The organism is Massilia niabensis (genome assembly GCF_042655085.1).
GTDB classification, from domain to species: Bacteria; Pseudomonadota; Gammaproteobacteria; order Burkholderiales; family Burkholderiaceae_D; genus Telluria; species Telluria niabensis.
In genome coordinates, this window is the sequence record NZ_JBHSMU010000004.1 from 182,068 (window position 1) to 199,175 (window position 17,108).

General features: G+C 67.6%; 15 protein-coding genes. 8 read left to right on the forward strand and 7 right to left on the reverse strand.

The genetic code is table 11. From position 1 onward, the window contains the following. Positions 1–19 precede the first annotated feature (19 nt). Entirely contained in the window at positions 20–487 is a 468-nt protein-coding gene (locus ACFPN5_RS03445) for a hemerythrin domain-containing protein (RefSeq protein WP_379780129.1), read from the reverse strand. A 182-nt stretch (positions 488–669) separates the two neighbouring features. Here ACFPN5_RS03445 and ACFPN5_RS03450 point away from each other — a divergent pair, with 182 nt between their 5' ends. After that, positions 670–1,389 carry a sensor histidine kinase gene (locus tag ACFPN5_RS03450; RefSeq protein ID WP_379780131.1) on the forward strand — a complete coding sequence of 240 codons (720 nt, stop codon included), beginning with the start codon at positions 670–672 and terminating at the stop codon, positions 1,387–1,389. Between the two features lie 95 nt (positions 1,390–1,484). On the opposite strand, the gene ACFPN5_RS03455 is transcribed toward ACFPN5_RS03450, so the two are convergent. Together ACFPN5_RS03455 and ACFPN5_RS03460 are read right to left on the reverse strand one after the other, a co-directional pair. Next, positions 1,485–2,801, reverse strand: coding sequence for an NAD(P)/FAD-dependent oxidoreductase (locus ACFPN5_RS03455; RefSeq protein ID WP_379780133.1), 1,317 nt, complete (start codon positions 2,799–2,801; stop codon positions 1,485–1,487). Positions 2,802–2,885: 84 nt separating this feature from the next. Next, positions 2,886–3,422 carry a hypothetical protein gene (locus tag ACFPN5_RS03460; RefSeq protein WP_379780135.1) on the reverse strand — a complete coding sequence of 179 codons (537 nt, stop codon included), beginning with the start codon at positions 3,420–3,422 and terminating at the stop codon, positions 2,886–2,888. Positions 3,423–3,616: 194 nt separating this feature from the next. Here ACFPN5_RS03460 and ACFPN5_RS03465 point away from each other — a divergent pair, with 194 nt between their 5' ends. Together ACFPN5_RS03465 and ACFPN5_RS03470 are read left to right on the forward strand one after the other, a co-directional pair. Further along, positions 3,617–3,748, forward strand: coding sequence for a hypothetical protein (locus ACFPN5_RS03465; RefSeq protein WP_379780137.1), 132 nt, complete (start codon positions 3,617–3,619; stop codon positions 3,746–3,748). 165 nt (positions 3,749–3,913) lie between these two features. Then, positions 3,914–5,161 (forward strand): DEAD/DEAH box helicase, encoded by a 1,248-nt coding sequence (locus ACFPN5_RS03470; protein WP_379780139.1) that lies wholly within the window; start codon positions 3,914–3,916, stop codon positions 5,159–5,161. A gap of 39 nt (positions 5,162–5,200) precedes the next feature. On the opposite strand, the gene ACFPN5_RS03475 is transcribed toward ACFPN5_RS03470, so the two are convergent. Beyond that, positions 5,201–7,882 carry a bifunctional acetate--CoA ligase family protein/GNAT family N-acetyltransferase gene (locus ACFPN5_RS03475; RefSeq protein ID WP_379780141.1) on the reverse strand — a complete coding sequence of 894 codons (2,682 nt, stop codon included), beginning with the start codon at positions 7,880–7,882 and terminating at the stop codon, positions 5,201–5,203. 238 nt (positions 7,883–8,120) lie between these two features. Here ACFPN5_RS03475 and ACFPN5_RS03480 point away from each other — a divergent pair, with 238 nt between their 5' ends. The 4 genes from ACFPN5_RS03480 to ACFPN5_RS03495 all read left to right on the forward strand — a co-directional run bounded on the left by ACFPN5_RS03480 (position 8,121) and on the right by ACFPN5_RS03495 (position 12,252). Next, entirely contained in the window at positions 8,121–8,552 is a 432-nt protein-coding gene (locus ACFPN5_RS03480; RefSeq protein ID WP_379780143.1) for a hypothetical protein, read from the forward strand. Between the two features lie 72 nt (positions 8,553–8,624). Beyond that, complete coding sequence (locus ACFPN5_RS03485) at positions 8,625–9,470, forward strand: hypothetical protein (RefSeq protein WP_379780145.1); 846 nt, start codon at positions 8,625–8,627, stop codon at positions 9,468–9,470. Further along, positions 9,470–10,870: a TolC family protein gene (locus ACFPN5_RS03490; protein ID WP_379780147.1), complete on the forward strand. Its 1,401-nt coding sequence runs from the start codon at positions 9,470–9,472 to the stop codon at positions 10,868–10,870. Before ACFPN5_RS03485 ends, ACFPN5_RS03490 begins: the two co-directional genes overlap by 1 nt. Further along, a complete protein-coding gene (locus ACFPN5_RS03495; protein WP_379780149.1) occupies positions 10,867–12,252 on the forward strand; it encodes a multicopper oxidase family protein in 1,386 nt (461 codons plus the stop codon). The genes ACFPN5_RS03490 and ACFPN5_RS03495 overlap by 4 nt, the downstream gene beginning before the upstream one ends. A gap of 18 nt (positions 12,253–12,270) precedes the next feature. Here the strand turns inward: ACFPN5_RS03495 and ACFPN5_RS03500 are convergent, their stop codons facing one another. From ACFPN5_RS03500 to tssF, 3 genes are all read right to left on the reverse strand, one after another. Next, the gene (locus tag ACFPN5_RS03500; RefSeq protein ID WP_379780151.1) at positions 12,271–12,477 is read right to left on the reverse strand and encodes a heavy-metal-associated domain-containing protein; all 207 of its coding nucleotides are present in this window, start codon (positions 12,475–12,477) and stop codon (positions 12,271–12,273) included. Positions 12,478–12,545: 68 nt separating this feature from the next. Continuing rightward, complete coding sequence (gene tssG, locus ACFPN5_RS03505) at positions 12,546–13,655, reverse strand: type VI secretion system baseplate subunit TssG (protein WP_379780153.1); 1,110 nt, start codon at positions 13,653–13,655, stop codon at positions 12,546–12,548. Next, positions 13,604–15,502: a type VI secretion system baseplate subunit TssF gene (tssF, locus tag ACFPN5_RS03510; RefSeq protein ID WP_379780155.1), complete on the reverse strand. Its 1,899-nt coding sequence runs from the start codon at positions 15,500–15,502 to the stop codon at positions 13,604–13,606. Before tssF ends, tssG begins: the two co-directional genes overlap by 52 nt. Before the next feature lie 280 nt (positions 15,503–15,782). Here tssF and ACFPN5_RS03515 point away from each other — a divergent pair, with 280 nt between their 5' ends. Next, positions 15,783–16,901, forward strand: a complete 1,119-nt coding sequence (locus ACFPN5_RS03515) for a glycoside hydrolase family 43 protein (RefSeq protein WP_379780157.1) — start codon at positions 15,783–15,785, stop codon at positions 16,899–16,901. Positions 16,902–17,108 lie beyond the last annotated feature (207 nt).

Consider the following 17,108-nt stretch of genomic DNA (forward strand, 5'->3'; position numbering starts at 1 on the left):
TTTGCAGCCGAATGCGTGATTACTGCGAGGCTTCGATTTCTTTCTGGCGCATCTGCATTTCCTCGCCCAGCGCAGCCAGGTCGAGTTTCAGTTCGCGCGCTTTCGGGAACATTTCCTCTTCTTCTTCCTCGACGTGGTGCTCGACCAGTTCCGACAGCACTTTCACCTTGGCGTCGTACAGGTCGTCGCCCGGATCCATTTCCATGATCTGCGCGATCAGGTCCTTGGCCGAGGCGTGCTCGACGACGGCTTCGTCGACCATGTCGCCGGTTTCCTCGCTTGCTTCGCGGGTGGCCGGGTAGAAAATCTCTTCCTCGATCGTGGCGTGCATGATCAGCGCGTTGCAGATCTCGTCGGCCAGCTTTTTCTTGCTGACGGTGGCACGGTCGGTCATTTTCTCGAAGCGCTCGAACATCGCTTCGACTTCGCGGTGTTGCTTCTCCAACAGTTCAACGGCGTCGACTTTTGCGCTGGCATTGTTTGGCATGGGAATCCCCTAAAAGGTTTACAGTTTTAATAAGACAGGACTCCAGCATCGTCCGAAACGCGCCCCGCTACCGTTCGGCAGCGCACGCATACCGCACGCGCCGGCGCCGATGTCCGCACCGCCGTGCGCACTTCCGCCGCGAAGCTGTTGTATGATTTGGGAAACATTCAACCGAGCCCACAATGACCGCACCGGAACCGCATCACCCTGACCCGGAACTGGAACGGCTGGTTGCCGAACGCACCGCCGAGCTGACCGAGCTCGTTACCCACCTGATGCGCTGCTGGGACGACGACCGGCGCCTGCTCGCACGCAAGCTCCACGACAGCCTGGGCTCGTCGATGACGGCGCTCACGATGCACCTGGGCCTGCTGTCGAAGGGGCTCAGCGACGGCAAGGCGCTCGACCGTGCGGCCCAGATGAAGAGCCTGCTGAACGGCATCATCGAGACCAACCGCAAGGTGCAGTTGACGCTGTGGAACGACAAGCTCGAATTCCTGGGCATCAAGGCCGCGCTGGCGGAACTGGTGGCCGAATTCGGCCAGGAGCACGGCCTGGAGGCCAGCGCCAGCCTGCCGGACGACGACGACGCCTATTCGCGCGCCCAGAACGTGGCCCTGCTGCGCTGCGCCGAGGAAGGCCTGCGCAACGCACGCGACCATGCGCGGGCCAGCCGGGTTGAAGTGATCCTCGACGACGACGGCGAGCAGTTGATGCTGACCGTGCGCGACAACGGCGTCGGCCTGCCGCGTCCGCCCGCATCCGAAGCGCTGCATTGCCACGGCCTGCGCCTGCTGCGCGAGCGCGCCCGCGCCCTGGGCGGCTCGGTGCGCCTGGCGGCGGGCGCCGAGGGCGGTACTGCCCTCACGATGACGCTGCCGCGCCATCCGAAGAGCGCCTGATAACACCCCCATGGCGGCGTTGCATCGTCTCGCCGTACTCGCGTACTATCTTCGACGATGCGCCTTGCCCTGTGGGTGTTCTCAGGCGCTCCCTTTCAATGTAGTTTGACGAGCGGCGTCGTGCGCCGGATCAGGAAGCGCGCCAATGCCAGCAGGCCGGTACGCACCGAGCCGAGCACGGCCTGGTGGTGCATCAGGTGCAGGCTGGTGTACATCAGGCGCGCCATCATTCCCTCGACGAACCAGCTCGACCCGCGTAGCGAACCCATCAGGTTGCCGACGCTGGTCGTCTTGCCCAGCGAAACGAGCGAACCGTAGTCCTTGTAGGCATACGGCTTCTCGAACGCCGCCTTGCCGGCGGCACGGCGCACGAAGCCCTTGAGCAGGTAGTCCGCCTGCTGGTGCGCCGCCTGCGCGCGCGGCGGCACCGGTTTGCCGGAGCCGTCGATGCAGGCCGCGCAGTCGCCCAGCGCATACACGTCGGGCACGCCCGGCACTGCTAGGCGCGCATCGACTTCGATCTGGCCGCCCTTGTTGGTCGGCAGCCCCAGCGTGCCGAGGAATTCGGGCGCGCGGATGCCGGCTGCCCACACGCACAGGTTGGCCGGGTACACGTTGCCCTCGTTGTCGGTGACCGCATGCGGCTCGATTTTGGTGACGCGGCAATCGGTGACGACAGCGATGCCGCGCTCGTTGAGGAGCTTGAGCGCGGCGCTGGAAACCCGTTCGGGCAAGGGAGCGAGCACCCGGGGGGCGCCTTCGAGCAGGGTGATGCGCACGTCGCGCTCAACCTGCAGGCGCGAAAAGCCATAGGTGGCGTACACGCCGGAAGCTTCGCGCAGCTCGGCCGCGAGTTCGACGCCGGTGGCGCCGCCGCCGATGATGACCACGTCGAGCGGGGCGGTGACGTCAGTGGCATCACTGCGGCGTTCCTCGCGCGCCTGCTCGGCGATTGCCATCAGGCGCAAGAGGCGCAGGCGGAAGCGCTCGGCGTCTTCGGTGACGTTCAGGGAAATGGTGTGTTCGCGGGCGCCGGGCACGCCGAAGTAGTTGGCGGTGCTGCCGACCGCGATGACGAGCGAGGAATAGCTGATCTTTCGCTCATGCAGCACGTCTTCGCCGTCGGATGCGCGCACCGCGCCCACCGTCAGCCGGTGCTGCGCCGCGTCGAGCGCCGTCATGGGTCCGTAGACGAAGGTGAAGCCGTTATCGTGGGCCAGCATCTGGTAGGACAGGCCCTCCTGGTGGATGTCGAGCGTGCCGGCCGCCACTTCGTGCAGCGAGGGTTTCCAGATATGGTAAAGCCGGGAGTCCACCAGCATCACCTTCGAGGGACCGAGCTTGCGCCCGAGTTTGCAGGCCAGTTCCAGCCCCCCTGCACCGCCACCGACGATCACGATTTCGCTCTGCAAGCCATCCTCCGTCCGTTACGCCAGGTTTACTGGCGACAGGTCAAGTATACACCCGGAGGAAATTACGCGTTCGCCGCCGGCCGGTCAGTGACCGCGGCCGTGGCCGTTTCCATGACCGTTGCCGTGGCCGCGGCCATGCTTGTCGTGCTTGTCATGCTTGTCGTGCTTGTCGTGTTTTTTGTGCTTGTCGTGGCGGTCATCGCGGTCATCGCGGTCGTAACGGTCGCGGCGGTCATAGTCCCGGTACACGACCTGCTGACGCTCGGCGCGGTAGCCGTGGTGACGCTCGCGGTAACGCGGCGCATAGGTATTCGTGTACCAGTCGTCGCGCACGAACATGACCGGGCGGGCGCAGGCGTCGTAACGGCCGCAGTAGCGCTTCCAGTTCTTGCGGTGGCCCGACGGCACGCGCAGGTAGACCGGCTCGGCGCGGTAGCGCACTTCGCGCACCACGATCGGCTGGGCGTAGACCACCGGCGGCGGGCCGAAGTCGCCGATATTGATGCGGCCGTAGAAGCCGGGCTGGCCGACGCTGATGCTCACGTTCGTCTGCGCCATGGCGGGAAGGCTTGCCGCCAGCAAGGCGGCCGATACCGCGACGGATCCGATCAGGGATTTCATGGAGGGTCCTCTCATTGTGATGTTGTACGAACTCTATCAGTGACTGAGTGAAAACTTTGTTCGCTGCAACACACAATTACAACTTAGCCTACCGCCTTGGCGAGCGCCTCCACGAATCAGCCTGGCAAGTCGCTGCGAACGGTGCGCACCTGGCGTGCCAGCTTCGCTATCATGAACGCCAAGGAGGTATTGCCATGATGCGTACCCTGCGCTGGAGCGCCGTCGCCCTTGCCTGCCTGTTAGCAAGCGGCTGCAAGCGCAATGAACCAGTGAAGCCGATTGCCACACCGCCATCCGCGACATTCGTGATTTTCATCGATTATTGAGGACGGAACGCGGCACGCAGCGCGCGCCTGCCAGGCTTGCGCGTTCCCTGTGCCTGCGCTGCCGTCGCGCCGGTGCCTCCCTCCGGTCTTTCCCCCTGTCTTTTTTCCTGTAACACGCCCCGCACGTTAAACTGTCGGCTTTTCCCATTTGCCCCAAGGTATGCCATGTCGTTCCACTCGCTCGGTCTCATCGACCAGCTCACGCGCACCCTCGAGACCCTCGCCTACAAGAATCCGACGGCGGTCCAGTCGCAGGCGATTCCCGCCGTGCTGGCCGGGCGCGACGTCATGGCTGCGGCCCAGACCGGCACCGGCAAGACCGCCGGCTTCGCCCTGCCCCTGCTGCAACGGCTGACGATGGAAGGTGGGGGCCTGGTGCCGAACTCGGCGCGCGCCCTGGTGCTGGTGCCCACGCGCGAGCTGGCCGAGCAGGTGCACACGAGTTTCCAGGCCTACGGCGCCGGCCTGCCGCTGCGCACGATGGTCGCTTACGGCGGCGTCAGCATCAACCCGCAGATGATGCGCCTGCGCAAGGGCGTCGACCTGCTGGTGGCCACGCCGGGACGCCTGCTCGACCTGCAGCGCCAGAACGCCCTGAAACTGAACGGCGTGCAGATGCTGGTGCTGGACGAGGCCGACCGCATGCTCGACCTGGGCTTTTCGCGCGAACTCGACCAGGTCTTCGCGGCACTGCCGAAGCTGCGCCAGACGCTGCTGTTCTCGGCCACGTTTTCCGAGCCGATCCGAGCGCTGGCCGGCAAGCTGCTGGTCGACCCGGTCAGCATCGAGACGGCGCCGCGCAACACGACGGTCAAGGCAATCCGCCAGTGGGCGGTCCCGGTCGACAAGAAGCGCAAACCCGAACTCTTCCTGCACCTGCTGAAAAAGCACGACTGGGGCCAGGTGCTGGCCTTCGTGAAAACACGCCGCGGCGTCGACGAGCTGGTCGAACTGCTGCTGGCCAAGCGCATCAACGCCGATTCGATCCACGGCGACAAGCCGCAGCCGGCCCGCCTGCGCGCGCTCGACCGTTTCAAGGCGGGCGAAGTGAAGGTACTGGTGGCAACCGACGTCGCCGCGCGCGGCCTCGACATCGACGACCTGCCGGTGGTGGTGAACGTCGACCTGCCGATCGTGGCCGAGGATTACGTGCACCGCACCGGCCGCACCGGCCGCGCGGGCGCTTCCGGGGAGGCGGTGTCGCTGGTCTGCGCGGACGAAGTGCAGCAACTGGCGGCCATCGAACTGCTCACGGGGCAGGTGCTCAAGCGCGTCGACGAAGCCGGGTTCGAGCCGGATCACCGGGTGCCGGAAACGGGTGCGGGCGGGCAGATCGTCAAGAAGCCGAAGAAGCCGAAGAAACCGAAGGGCGAGGCGAAGGTAGTGACGGAGGATGTGCGCTTCAGGCGGTGAACGAATATTTCATACAACGCTCGACAGTGAAATATTGTTTCATTGCAAGGTCAGCCGGAACTTGCGCACGCCCTCTTCCCCCGTCGGCGTCACCTCGAAACCCAGCTTGCGCACCAGGCCGATGATGCGGTTGTTCTGCGGCAGCGCTTCGCCGACGATCTCGCGCGTGCCGCGCATGCGGCAGTAGGCGATCAGCTTCTCCATCAGGATCCGGCCCAGCCCGAGGCCCTTGAGGTCGGAGCGCACGGTCACCGCGAACTCGGCGCTGACGTTGTCGGGATCGGCCACCACCCGCCCTACTCCGAGCGTCTCGGGCAAGCCGTCGGCCCCGGGGCGGGTGGCGATGAAGGCCATCTCGCGGTCGTAGTCGATCTGCGTGAAGCGCGCCAGCTGCGAGGGCTGCAGTTCGCGAATGCGCACGAACATGCGGTAGCGCACGTCGTCGGGCGTGAGCGCGTCGAAGAACCTCAGGTGCGCCGGCCCGTCTTCCGGCCGCACCGGGCGCAGCAGCAGCCGCCCGCCGTTCCAGTCGATGGTGTCTTCCAGCTCGCGCGGGTAGGGCCGGATCGCCAGCCGGTCGAGCGTGCTGCCCGAGCGGTCGGCCAGGGCCAGGCGCATGCGCGCGTCCAGCACCACGGCGCCACTCGCGTCGGCCAGCAGCGGGTTGATGTCGAGCTCGACGATTTCCGGAATGTCGCACACCAGCCGCGACACCTGCACCAGGGTCGCCAGGATCGCATCCATGTCCGCCGGCGGACGGTTGCGGTAACCCGCCAGCAGGCGCGCGACGCGGGTGCGGCTCACCATGTCGCGCGCCAGCACCACGTTCAATGGCGGCAGCGCCACCGCGTGGTCGTTCGCGACCTGCGCCGCGATGCCGCCCTGGCCGAACAGGATGACCGGCCCGAACACCGGGTCGGTGGCGGCGCCCAGGATCAGTTCGTGGCCTTCGGGGCGGCGCGCCATCGCCTGCACCGAAAAGCCCTCGAAGCGGGCGTCCGGGCGCAGTTCGCCGAAGCGCTTGTGCACCCGCTGGGCGGCCGAGCGCACCGCCTGCTCCGAGTCGAGGTCGAGCGCCACGCCGCCGACGTCCGACTTGTGCATCACGTCGGGCGAGACGATTTTTACTGCCACCGGGAATCCGATATGGCGGGCGGCGTGCACCGCTTCCTCGACGGTGGCGGCGCCCCGGGTTTCGACGATTGCCATGCCGTAGGCGCGCAGGATCGCCTTCGTCTCCGGGTCGGTGAGCAGGTAGCGCCCGTTGGCCAGGGCTTCGCGCACCAGCGCGCGCGCCGTGCCGCGCTCGCTCGCCCCGATGCTCGACACCGACGGCGGCACCTGCATCAGGAGGTGCTGGTTTTCGCGATACTGGACGATCTGCAGGAAGCCCGCGACCGCGTCCTCGGGCGTATCGAAGGTCGGCATGCCGGCCTGCGAGGCAATGTCGCGCGCCGCCGCCACCGAGTCCCCGCCCAGCCAGCACGAGAGCACGTTGCGCGAGGCGCCGCGCGCGAGGGGCGCAATGGCCTCGGCGATGTCGGCGCTCGCCACGGTGGCCGTTGGCGAATGGACGACGAGGATGGCGTCCGTCTCCGGGTCCTGCAGCAGGATCTCGAGCGCCTGCCGGTAACGCTCGGGCGCGGCGCCGCCGAACAGGTTGAGCGGGTTGGCCGGCGGGCTGCCTGCGGGGAGGAGGCTTGCCAGGCGCTCCATCGTCTGCGGCGCCAGGGTCGCCAGGACGCCGCCGCCGCAGACCAGCGCATCATGCGCCAGCACGCCGGGGCCGGCGCCGTTGGCGACGATCGCCAGGCGCTTGCCGTGCAGCGCCCTGGCGTGCGCCAGCGTCTCGACCGCCGCGAACAGCTGCTCGGTGGTGGTCACGCGCAGCATGCCGGCGCGCCGGATGGCGGCGTCGAATACTTCGTCCATGCTCGCCAGCGCCCCACTTTCGCTGGCGGCGGCGCGCACCCCGCTGTCGGCCCGGCCCGCCTTCAGCACCAGGGTCGGCTTGCTGCGCGCCGCAGCCCGCGCGGCCGACATGAACTTGCGGGCGTAGCGCAGATTCTCGACATACAGGAGGATCGAGCCGGTGGCGCCGTCGCTGGCCAGGTAGTCGAGCACGTCGCCGAGGTCGACGTCGGCCGAGTCGCCCAGCGCAATGAAATGCGAGAAGCCGATGCCGCGCGAGCGCGCCCGGTCGAGCACGCCTGTCATGAGCGCGCCCGATTGCGATACGAAAGCGATGCGCCCGCCCAGCGCGCCGCTGTGCGCCACGCTGGCGTTGAGTCCGATAGCGGGCGACAGCAGCCCGGCGCTGTTGGGCCCGAGGATGCGCAGCAGGTAGGGATGGGCGGCGTCGAGCATCGCCTGCTTCAGCGACCGGCCACGCTCGTCGCGCGCCTGGCCCAGGCCGCTACTCAGCACGACGGCGGCGCGCGTGCCCTTCTCGCCGAGCTGGCGGATGATCGACGGCACCGTTTCGGGCGGGGTGCAGATCACGGCCAGGTCGGGCGCCGCCGCCAGGTCGGCCACGCTGGCGACGGCCGGCAAACCACCTAGCTCGGTGTACTTCGGGTTGACGGGGTGGACGGTGCCGCGAAAGCCGCCCGCCGTGAGGTTGCGCAGCAGCGTTGCCCCGAGGCTGCCGGGACGCTCGGACGCGCCGATCAGTGCTACCGAGCGCGGCGCGAACAGGCGTTCGAGGTTGCGGATGCTCACGCCCGCCTCCGGGACGGCGGCGCCGTACGAGACCTCGATACCACTGGACCTGGTTTCAACCGAACCTCCACGTCTGGTACCTGCGAACAAGGAAACGCCGGACAGCCCGTACGGGCCCCATGCAACAGGCGTTGTCGAAGGATACCGCCGGAACGCATCCCGGCGCGCACTGAACAGGCAGCGACGGCCACGCGCCCCGCACTGTCGCAGCGCGGGGCGGGCGTGCTAGAATATTTTCGTGAACACCATCCTGCGCTCGCTGATCGTCTGGATCGTCCTGCTGGCAGTGCCCTTCCAGGGCTTTGCCTCGGCAGCCATGCTCGCTTGCGGGCCGGGTCATGCCGCGCCGGCAACGGTCCCCGTCCCGGATGCCGGCCAGATGCATGACGGGGCGGCCCACGGCGCAGCGCACGGCATGTCGCACGACATGTCCGGCCACGACCATGCGGCAATGGCGCAAGCCGTCCAGGACGACGCGCCGGAGCACGACAGCGCGCACGCATGCAGCGCCTGCTCGGCCTGCAGCATCGGCGCGGCGATCGCGCCCGCCGTACCGCCGGCCCTGCCCGTCCACGCCGCGCCGCTCCTGTCCATTCCTTTCGCCGACGGGCATGTGCCGTCGGTCGACCTTGCCCTGCCCGAACGACCTCCGCGCCCCTTCTGCGCCTGATCTGCCCGATGCCGCGCCACGCGCGGCCTTTCGACCGCCTGGTCGTCTCTACGCATTCATTCGAGGAATTCCATGACATTCGCCATCGCTTTTTGCCGCGCGGCCGCGCTATGCCTGCTGGCCGGCGCCGCGCACGCAGCCCCGGCTGCTCCGGCCACCCCTGTCCCCGCTGCCGAGGCCACCGCCCCGGTCCCGGCCACCCGCTACCAGCCCACCGCCTATCCTGTGCCCGCCCCGCCGGCGGCGACGCCCGACCAGGCCTGGCGCGAACAGAACCGCATCGTCGCCGCGTATGACTCGATGGCGCTGACCATGCCCGGACACGCCACGCATGCCGCGCACGGCGCTCATGCGGGCGCCGGCGCCGACGCACATGCAGCACACCGCCAGCCTGCGCCCGCCGCCGGGACGCATGCACAACATGGCGCCGCCGATCCGCACGCCGGGCACGCCATGCACACGACTGCGGCGGCGGCCGCGAGCCCTGTTGCCCGCTTCGTCGCCGCCTCGAACGCCACCGAATCGAAGGCCGGCTGCGCCTGCTGCAAGGGCAAGGACGGCGCGACCGGCGCCGCAAGCTGCATGGCGCCTGCCGCTGGCGCTGCTACCGCGCACGGCGCGCATGGCGCCCACGCAGGCATGACGCATGGCGCAGCTGCCAAGGCCGGAGGCTGCTGCAATGGCAAGGACGACGCGTCCGGCGCCGGATCCTGCATGGCGGCCGGTGCCGCAGCAGGCCAGGACGCGCATGCCGGCATGACGATGGCACCTATGGCGCCACAGGGCGGGCACGGCATGGCCCACCGCGAGAAGGGCATGGCCTGCTGCAAGGATAGCTGCTGCAAGAATGGATGCTGCAAGGACGCCGGCAAGATGGCCGGCTCCCCTGCCCCGCACCCGCATGGAGGGCAGCACTGATGGCCTTCCCACACCTGTCGCGCGCAGCGGCCATGGGCGCGGCCGGCTTCACGGCCTTGCTGATGGCCGGCTGCGCGAGCGTCACGCCTGACGGCGGCTTCGACGCCGTCGCCCGCAGCGCGCAGGCGCGCGGCCAGCCCGTGCCGAAGCTCGTGCGTAACGAAGCCGACGAGCAGGCGGTGCGCGCTACCGTCCGCGAGCTGCTGGCCAGGCCGCTCGGGATGGACGAGGCCGTGCGCATCGCCCTGATCAACCATCCCGGTTTGCAGGCGAGCTACTGGAACGTCGGCATTGCCCAGGCCGACCTGGCGCAAGCGGCGCGCCTGCAGAATCCGTCGTTCGGGTTCAAGCGCATCGCCGGCGGCGGCGCGGTCGAGATCGAGCGCTCGCTGACCTTCAGCCTGGTCAATGCGCTGACGCTGCCGCTCGCGAAACGCGTCGAGAGCGCGCGCTACGAGAGCGCCAGGCTGGCGGTCGGGCGCGAGATCGAGCGCCATGCGCTGGAAACCCGGCGCGCCTGGGTCGAGGCCGTGGCCGCGCGCCAGGCCCTGGAATACGCCCGGCGCGTGAACGCCGCTGCGGACGCCAGCGCCGACCTGATGGGACGCATGTCCCGTTCCGGCAACGCCAGCAAGCTCGACCTCGCGCGCGAGCAGGCCTTTTACGCCGAAGCCAATGCCGGCGTCGCCCGCGCCGACACCCAGGCGACGGGCAGCCGCGAGCGCCTGACGCGCCTGCTCGGGCTGTGGGGTGCGGACGCCGGCTACACCCTGCCCGAGCGCCTGCCCGAGCTGCCGGCAGCGGCGGCCGACATCCCGGACCTGGAACGCCTCGCCATCGAACGCCGCTTCGACGTCCAGGCGGCGCGCCAAGATGCGGCCGCGCTTGCGCAGAACCTGGGCCTGAGCCGCACCACGCGTTTCGTGAACGTGCTTGAACTGGGATTCGAGCGCAAGAGCGAAACGGACGCGCCGCGCGCGCGCGGCTACGAGATCTCGCTCGAGCTGCCGCTGTTCGACTGGGGCACGGCGCGCGTCGCCCGTGCCGAAGCAAGCTACATGCAGTCGCTGCGCCGGGTTGCCGAGACCGCCGTCAATGCGCGCAGCGAGGCGCGCGAACGCTATCTCGCCTACCGCGCCGCCTGGGACCTGGCGCGCCACTACCGCGACAACGTCCTCCCGCTGCGCAAGCAGATCTCGAGCGAGGTCCTGCTGCGCTACAACGGCATGCTGGCCAGTACCTTCGAACTGCTGACGGACGCGCGCGAACAGGCCGCCGCCGTCAACGCCACCATCGAAGCGCAGAAGGAATTCTGGAGCGCCCACGCCGCCCTCGAGGAAGCCCTCGGCGGCCCGGTCGCCCACGCCACGCCCGCAACAAACAAGGAACACGCACAATGACATCCCGTCGCACATTCTTGAGCGGCGCCGGCGGCGCCCTGGTCGGCGCCTCGCTCGTCAGCAAGGCCGGCGCGGCTTCGCTGCCCGAAGCCCCGGTCCAGTCGTCCAGCGCCACCGCGGCGCCCCTGGTGCCGCCCAACGGCCGTCCCTACAACCCGGTCGTCACCCTCAACGGCTGGACCCTGCCCTGGCGCATGAAGGACGGGATCAAGGAATTCCACCTGGTGGCCGAACCGGTGGTGCGCGAGCTTGCGCCCGGCATGCAGGCCAACCTGTGGGGCTACAACGGGCAGAGCCCGGGCCCGACCATCGAAGTGGTCGAGGGCGACCGGGTGCGCATTTTCGTGACCAACAAGCTGCCCGAGCACACCAGCATCCACTGGCACGGCCAGATCCTGCCCTGCGGGATGGACGGCGTGACGGGCCTGACCCAGCCCGGCATTGCGCCCGGCAAAACCTTCGTCTACGAATTCGTCGCGCGCCACGCCGGCACCTTCATGTACCACCCGCACGCCGACGAGATGCAGCAAATGGCTATGGGCATGATGGGCTTCTGGGTGACTCACCCGAAAGATCCGCGCCAGCACCGGGTCGACCGCGATTACGTGATGCTGCTCGGCGCCTACGACATCGAACCGGGCAGCTACACGCCGAAGACGAACACGATGCTCGACTTTAACCTGTGGACCTTCAACAGCCGCGTCTTCCCCGGCATCGACCCGATGGTCGCCCGGTTAGGGGACCGGGTGCGCATCCGGGTCGGCAACCTGACGATGACGAACCACCCGATCCACCTGCACGGGCACCGCTTCGAAGTGGCCGGCACCGATGGCGGCTGGGTGCGCCCCGAGGCGCGCTGGCCGGAGGTCAGCGTCGACGTGGCAGTCGGGCAGATGCGGGCGATCGAATTCGTGGCCGACAATCCCGGCGACTGGGCCTTCCACTGCCACAAGTCGCACCACACCATGAACGCGATGGGGCACGAGGTGCCAAACCTGATCGGCGTCGACCACCGGGGCGTCGCGAAAAAGATCAACGACCTGATTCCGGGCTACATGGTGATGGGCGACAAGGGCGGCTCGATGGGCGACATGCAGATGCCGCTACCGGAAAACACGCTGCCGATGATGACCGGGCGCGGCCCCTTCGGCAACCTCGAGATGGGCGGGATGTTCACCACAATCAAGATCCGCGAGGGGCTGGGGCGCGGCGACTACCGCGACCCGGGCTGGTACCGGCATCCGGCCGGCACCGTGGCGCGCGAGTGGACCGGCGAACTGCCGGCGGCGCCCCAGGCGCCGGGCGCGGCAAGCACCGGCGGCACCGGCGGCACGGGAGGCAAGGGCCTTACTGTGCGTAAACCAACTACGCACAAGCATTGATGGCAGGGTTCGGTGGCATTACGCCACCGACCGCGCCGTCACCGGATACCCGGCCTCGTCGATCGCCGCGGCGATCTGTTCGAGGCCGGCGCGGCTCTCGATCCGCACCTTCTTGGTCCCCAGATCGATCTCGACCTTCGCGCCCTCGTCCAGTTCCTGCACGGTCTTCGTGACGCGGCCCACGCAGTGGCCGCAGCTCATGCCTTCAACAGTCAGTTCATACATCGGGTGTTCTCCTTGTGGCTGTGGTGACGCTTCGACCCGCCAGCATAACCCTTCCCACCGTGGGAAGGTCAAGGGCCGCGCGTCTGGCGCTTTTTCGCCGGCAGCGCAGGTAGCGGCCGCAGCGGCGCCATCGGCATGACCAGGTAACGCATGTCGGTGCGGTCGGCGCATTCGCCTCCCGCATCGGTGCCGACCAGGAAGCTGTCGCGCCCGAGCCGGGCCGCGGCAGGCTGCGCGCCGGCCAGCCGGCTCGGCGACACGTCGAGTCCGCGCAGGACCAGCTGCACCTCGAAGCCGACGGTCGGCTCGGCCACGGCCTGCAAGATGGCGTGCAATGCGGCCGCGGCGGACCCGCCCGGCAGGAAACGCGCGAAGGCCTCGCCCCCGAGCGGGCCGATGCGCAGCCGGGCGCGCAGGTCGGGCCGCCAGCTGCGTTCGCCCAGCAAGGTGTTTTCGCCGAGATGGGCGTTCACGCCCAGCGCCGGCTGTTCGCCGGCAGCGAGCACGTCCCAGTGGCCCACCGCTTCCTCGAGCCGCACGGTTTCGCGAAAAAAGCTTGCCAGCAGGCGCTCGAGCACGGCGGCCGACACCGGCCGTTGCTGCAGCATGCCGGCGAAGTGGGCAAACAAGGCATCGGGCAGCGCCGCGCCGTCGCCGCGACGCGCGCGGGGCACGCGCGCCAGGGCCGCCAGCCGCGGCAGCAAAGCGTCGGCCTGGCCGGTCCCGGCCTGTTCGCTGCAGTGCTCGATTCGGTGCTTGTGCCAGGCGCGGTAGTACAGCGCCAGCATGCGCCCGGACAGCAGGTCGAGGAAGGCGCGCGGAGCGTGGTCGTCGCGCTCGAGCTGCCAGGCGGCGATCCGCTCCGTGACATGCAGGGGCAGCGCGCCATGGCCGCCAAGCAGGCCCATGAAGCTCGGCGTGATCGTGAACCCGGCAACGTCCGAATCACCCACGGCTATGGGCGTGCGCGACAAGGCTTCGATTTCGGCGGCGGGAAAGCCCAGGCGCAGGCTGTTGTCGAAGCGCAGGCGGGTCTGCAGTGCCTGGGCGGGCGCCACGCCCTGCCCGGCCAGCCACGCCAGCAGGATGCGCACGGCCTGGATGAATTCGAATTCCTGGGGCGCCGCTAGCAGCCGGTCGATGAGGCGCGTAGTAGCTCGGCGGTGCGTGGAGCGCATGCGAGGATCTCCTCTCCGGTCTGGCTTGATACGATCTCGAGCCGGGTAAAGCAGTTGAGCTGGCTGTTCAGGGCGAAGTAATGGTCCATCACCTGCGCGAACGCGTACAGGCCGCTGCCCGCAAACGCTTCTTCGTCGACGGTCATGCGGATGCCGACGCCAGGCATCAGTGACGACACCGGCCGTGTCTTGAGCCAGGCACGCACCGTGCCGTGCTCCAGCCCCACGATGCCGGCGATCTGGCGCCGCGAGACCGGCGAGCATGGCAGGTCGTACAGGGCGAGCATCTTCTGCAGGTCTGCCAGCCCCGCCGTCGTCAAGCCGGCGTAGTTGAGGGCCAGGTGCGACACCAGGCGCCAGTGCGCGCCGCGCCCACCCTCGAACCGGAAAGCGGCGCTCGGCCGGCGCAGCAGGCGAAACGGTGCGGTCCCGGCCCGGGATTCGGCCACCAGGTCGCCCTCGGGATGGCCGTAGCGCAGCCGGGACGGCAGGTCGCGGTTGGTGCAGGTGAGCTCGGTCGAGATGGTGGCGCCGGCGGCATCGAGCGGGTTGAAATCGGGGTCCAGCAGGGCCAGGCGCACTTCGTGCCCGGGACTGGCCTGGGCCAGTATCTCGTCGCGCCGCGCCGCCCAGTAATGGCCAGTCCCGGCGGCGCTTCCACCCGACTGGTCCACTGCCGCATGGCCGACCGCATACAGCGGCTCGAACTCGGTCACGGTACGCGCGCCGCGCGCTTCGCGCACGACGCATACCCGGTCGATGCTGTGGATCTCGAACGCCGCCGCATGCGCCGAATCGGCAGCCAGCGGATACTCGGCACGGGTATGCGACAGCGGGATCGGGTCGCCTCCCTTGCGAAACAGGTTCACCACGGGCGTACATCCGAGCAGCAGGTTCCGGTGCGACAGAGGCGCCAGCGACCGCGCCACGTCCGAGTCCGCCGCCACCCGGACCAGTCCCAGGTGCAGCGTGAAGCGCTCGCATCCCGGCGGCAAGACCCGCGCTGCGGCTTCCAGGTCGATGTCGATGAAGCCGAACTTTTCGGGATAGGTGAAATATTCGGTCAGCAGGCGAAACGCGGGGTGCGAACGGGCGGGCAGAGGCAAGACCGCTTCGTCCTCGCCCAAGCCGGCCAGCGCGAGGGGCGAGGCCCCAAGCGCCAGCCAGGGCCCGGCGCTTTCCGCCTGGACGCAGGCCGCCGGGGGGCGCATGAACAGCGTGTCGATGAGTGCGGCGCGCAGCGACGGGTCGCCGTCCACGAACACGCGCACGCGCCCGGCGCCGCGCCGGCACAGCGCGGCGACCGAGCCCCTGGCTTCGAAGCCGATCGCAATCCCGGCCGTGACACCGCGCACGCTGTGCACCGCGCGCGGCATGGCGCTACCGGACGTGAAGCCCGCCTGCGTGATGCGCAGCGGCCCGACCAGGACCGGGTACACGGTACGGAACTGGCAAACGGTGCCCTCCACCGGCGCGCTGCGCAGCGGCGTGCCGCGCGGGATGATCGCGTAATTAGTCGCACTCGCCCCGGCACCTGCGGCAGCGGCACCCTGCCCCGTATCGGCCACCTGGGCGATGGAATAGGACGGCATTGGCCGCAGGTAATGGGGATACAGGCTCTCGAGGAGCGACTCCGTGAACTTCGGATAATCGTCGTCGAGCCGCTTGTGGATGCGCGCGCTGAGCAAGGCGACCGACTGGATCAGGCGCGCGACGCTCGGGTCCTCGTAGCTGTCGCCGGCAATGTGCAGGTCGCTTGCCGGCTTGGGGAAGCGGTGGCGAAACTCGCGCGCGTATTGCCCGAACAGGGCCAGCTCCTCCTCGAAATAGCGCAGCATCTCATCCATACGTTCTCCGAAACATTGCTGAAGACCAAGATGCATGCTCCCATGCTATTTGCGCGCGGCATTGACGGAGGCTAAGAAAAGGGGGCGAGCGCAGGTCTTGCTGCCGTACCGCCACAGGAAAGAAAAATCCAGCTTGCCGTGGCTTTTTCGTTAATTCCGAGCGATTCCCCAGGCTGCGATAACCTTTTTGTGGCCATCGATGAAATATCGCTTTGCTGCACATGCACGCAAATCCTGCATGCTATCGTCCCCCGTTCAGAAAAATCAAAGCGGAGACAGCATGCAATTCAAATCCATCACGCTCGCCGCGTTCATGGCGGCCGCCACCATGAACGCCAATGCAGACTCCAATAAGCAAATCAGGATCGTCAAACATGTCTCGCCACAGCCCGGCGCCAAGGCACCCGCCGAAAAGGACATGGCCGCCTATTTGTTCGTCTACTTCAAGGACGAAACGCACTCGATCCACTTCGCCACCTCGACCGACGGCTACACCTTCACTGACATCAATGGCGCCGATCCAATCCTGCTTGGCAAGGATGTCTTGGAACAGAAAGGCGTGCGCGACCCGCACATCATGCGCGGACCCGACGGCGCCTTCTACATGTCCATGACGGACCTTCACATCTTTGCCCAGCGCGAAGGCTTACGCGGTACCGAATGGGAACGCCCGGGCGGCGAATACGGCTGGGGCAACAATCGCGCCCTGATCCTGATGAAATCGTTTGACCTGATTAACTGGACCCATGCGTTGGTGCACGTCGGGGGCGCCTTCCCTGCCAAGTACGGGGACATCGGTGCGGCCTGGGCGCCGCAGACCATTTTCGACAAGGACAAAAACAAGCTGATGGTGTATTTCACCACCCGCCATAGGACGACCCCCGACTACATGGTCTACTCCTATGTCGACAGTGCCTATAACAAGCTTGAAACGGAGCCGCAGCGCCTGTTCACCTACCCCAAGGCCGACAAGAGCACCATCGATGGCGACATCATCCAGGTAGGCGACAAGTATCACCTGCACTACGTTGCGCACGATAAACCTGGCGGCCTGCGCCACGCTGTATCGGACAAAATCAACGAGGGCTTCGTCTTTGATCCGGCCAAGGTGGACCCGGAAACCGTGGCCTGCGAAGCGCCCATGGTTTGGCGCCGCATCGGCACTGACAAATATGTGCTGATGTATGACGTGTTTGGTGCCAAGCCGAATAACATGGGCTTTTCCGAAACAACCGACTTCAAGAATTACCGGAACCTGGGCCGCTTCAACGAGCAGGGCTCGCCAATGAAGGCCACTAATTTCTCGGGTCCCAAGCACGGCACCATCATGCACATCACTGCAGAGGAACTTGAGCGCCTGCGGGCCTACTTTGGCGCCAAGGGACAGCGGGCTTCTTGATTTTCTGCCGCAGGAAAGAAAAAGCCACCTTGCGGTGGCTTTTTCTTTGAATCTTTGGCGGAGACGGTGGGGATTCATATCATTCTATGGAAATACAAGCCCGCAATCCGATTCTGCCCCCAAAGATGCCCCAAAAAAGGCTGGCTTATCTCATCAGGGGGCGCAGCAGCATCTCATCACGATGCAAGCCACGGGCGCTGAGGACAG

Coding starts and splice junctions, on each gene's coding strand:
- ACFPN5_RS03445 (WP_379780129.1), bottom strand. CDS start 487: ATGCCAAACAATGCCAGCGCAAAAGTCGACGCCGTTGAACTGTTGGAG.
- ACFPN5_RS03450 (WP_379780131.1), top strand. CDS start 670: ATGACCGCACCGGAACCGCATCACCCTGACCCGGAACTGGAACGGCTG.
- ACFPN5_RS03460 (WP_379780135.1), bottom strand. CDS start 3,422: ATGAAATCCCTGATCGGATCCGTCGCGGTATCGGCCGCCTTGCTGGCG.
- ACFPN5_RS03465 (WP_379780137.1), top strand. CDS start 3,617: ATGATGCGTACCCTGCGCTGGAGCGCCGTCGCCCTTGCCTGCCTGTTA.
- ACFPN5_RS03470 (WP_379780139.1), top strand. CDS start 3,914: ATGTCGTTCCACTCGCTCGGTCTCATCGACCAGCTCACGCGCACCCTC.
- ACFPN5_RS03485 (WP_379780145.1), top strand. CDS start 8,625: ATGACATTCGCCATCGCTTTTTGCCGCGCGGCCGCGCTATGCCTGCTG.
- ACFPN5_RS03490 (WP_379780147.1), top strand. CDS start 9,470: ATGGCCTTCCCACACCTGTCGCGCGCAGCGGCCATGGGCGCGGCCGGC.
- ACFPN5_RS03495 (WP_379780149.1), top strand. CDS start 10,867: ATGACATCCCGTCGCACATTCTTGAGCGGCGCCGGCGGCGCCCTGGTC.
- ACFPN5_RS03500 (WP_379780151.1), bottom strand. CDS start 12,477: ATGTATGAACTGACTGTTGAAGGCATGAGCTGCGGCCACTGCGTGGGC.
- tssG (WP_379780153.1), bottom strand. CDS start 13,655: ATGCGCTCCACGCACCGCCGAGCTACTACGCGCCTCATCGACCGGCTG.
- tssF (WP_379780155.1), bottom strand. CDS start 15,502: ATGGATGAGATGCTGCGCTATTTCGAGGAGGAGCTGGCCCTGTTCGGG.
- ACFPN5_RS03515 (WP_379780157.1), top strand. CDS start 15,783: ATGCAATTCAAATCCATCACGCTCGCCGCGTTCATGGCGGCCGCCACC.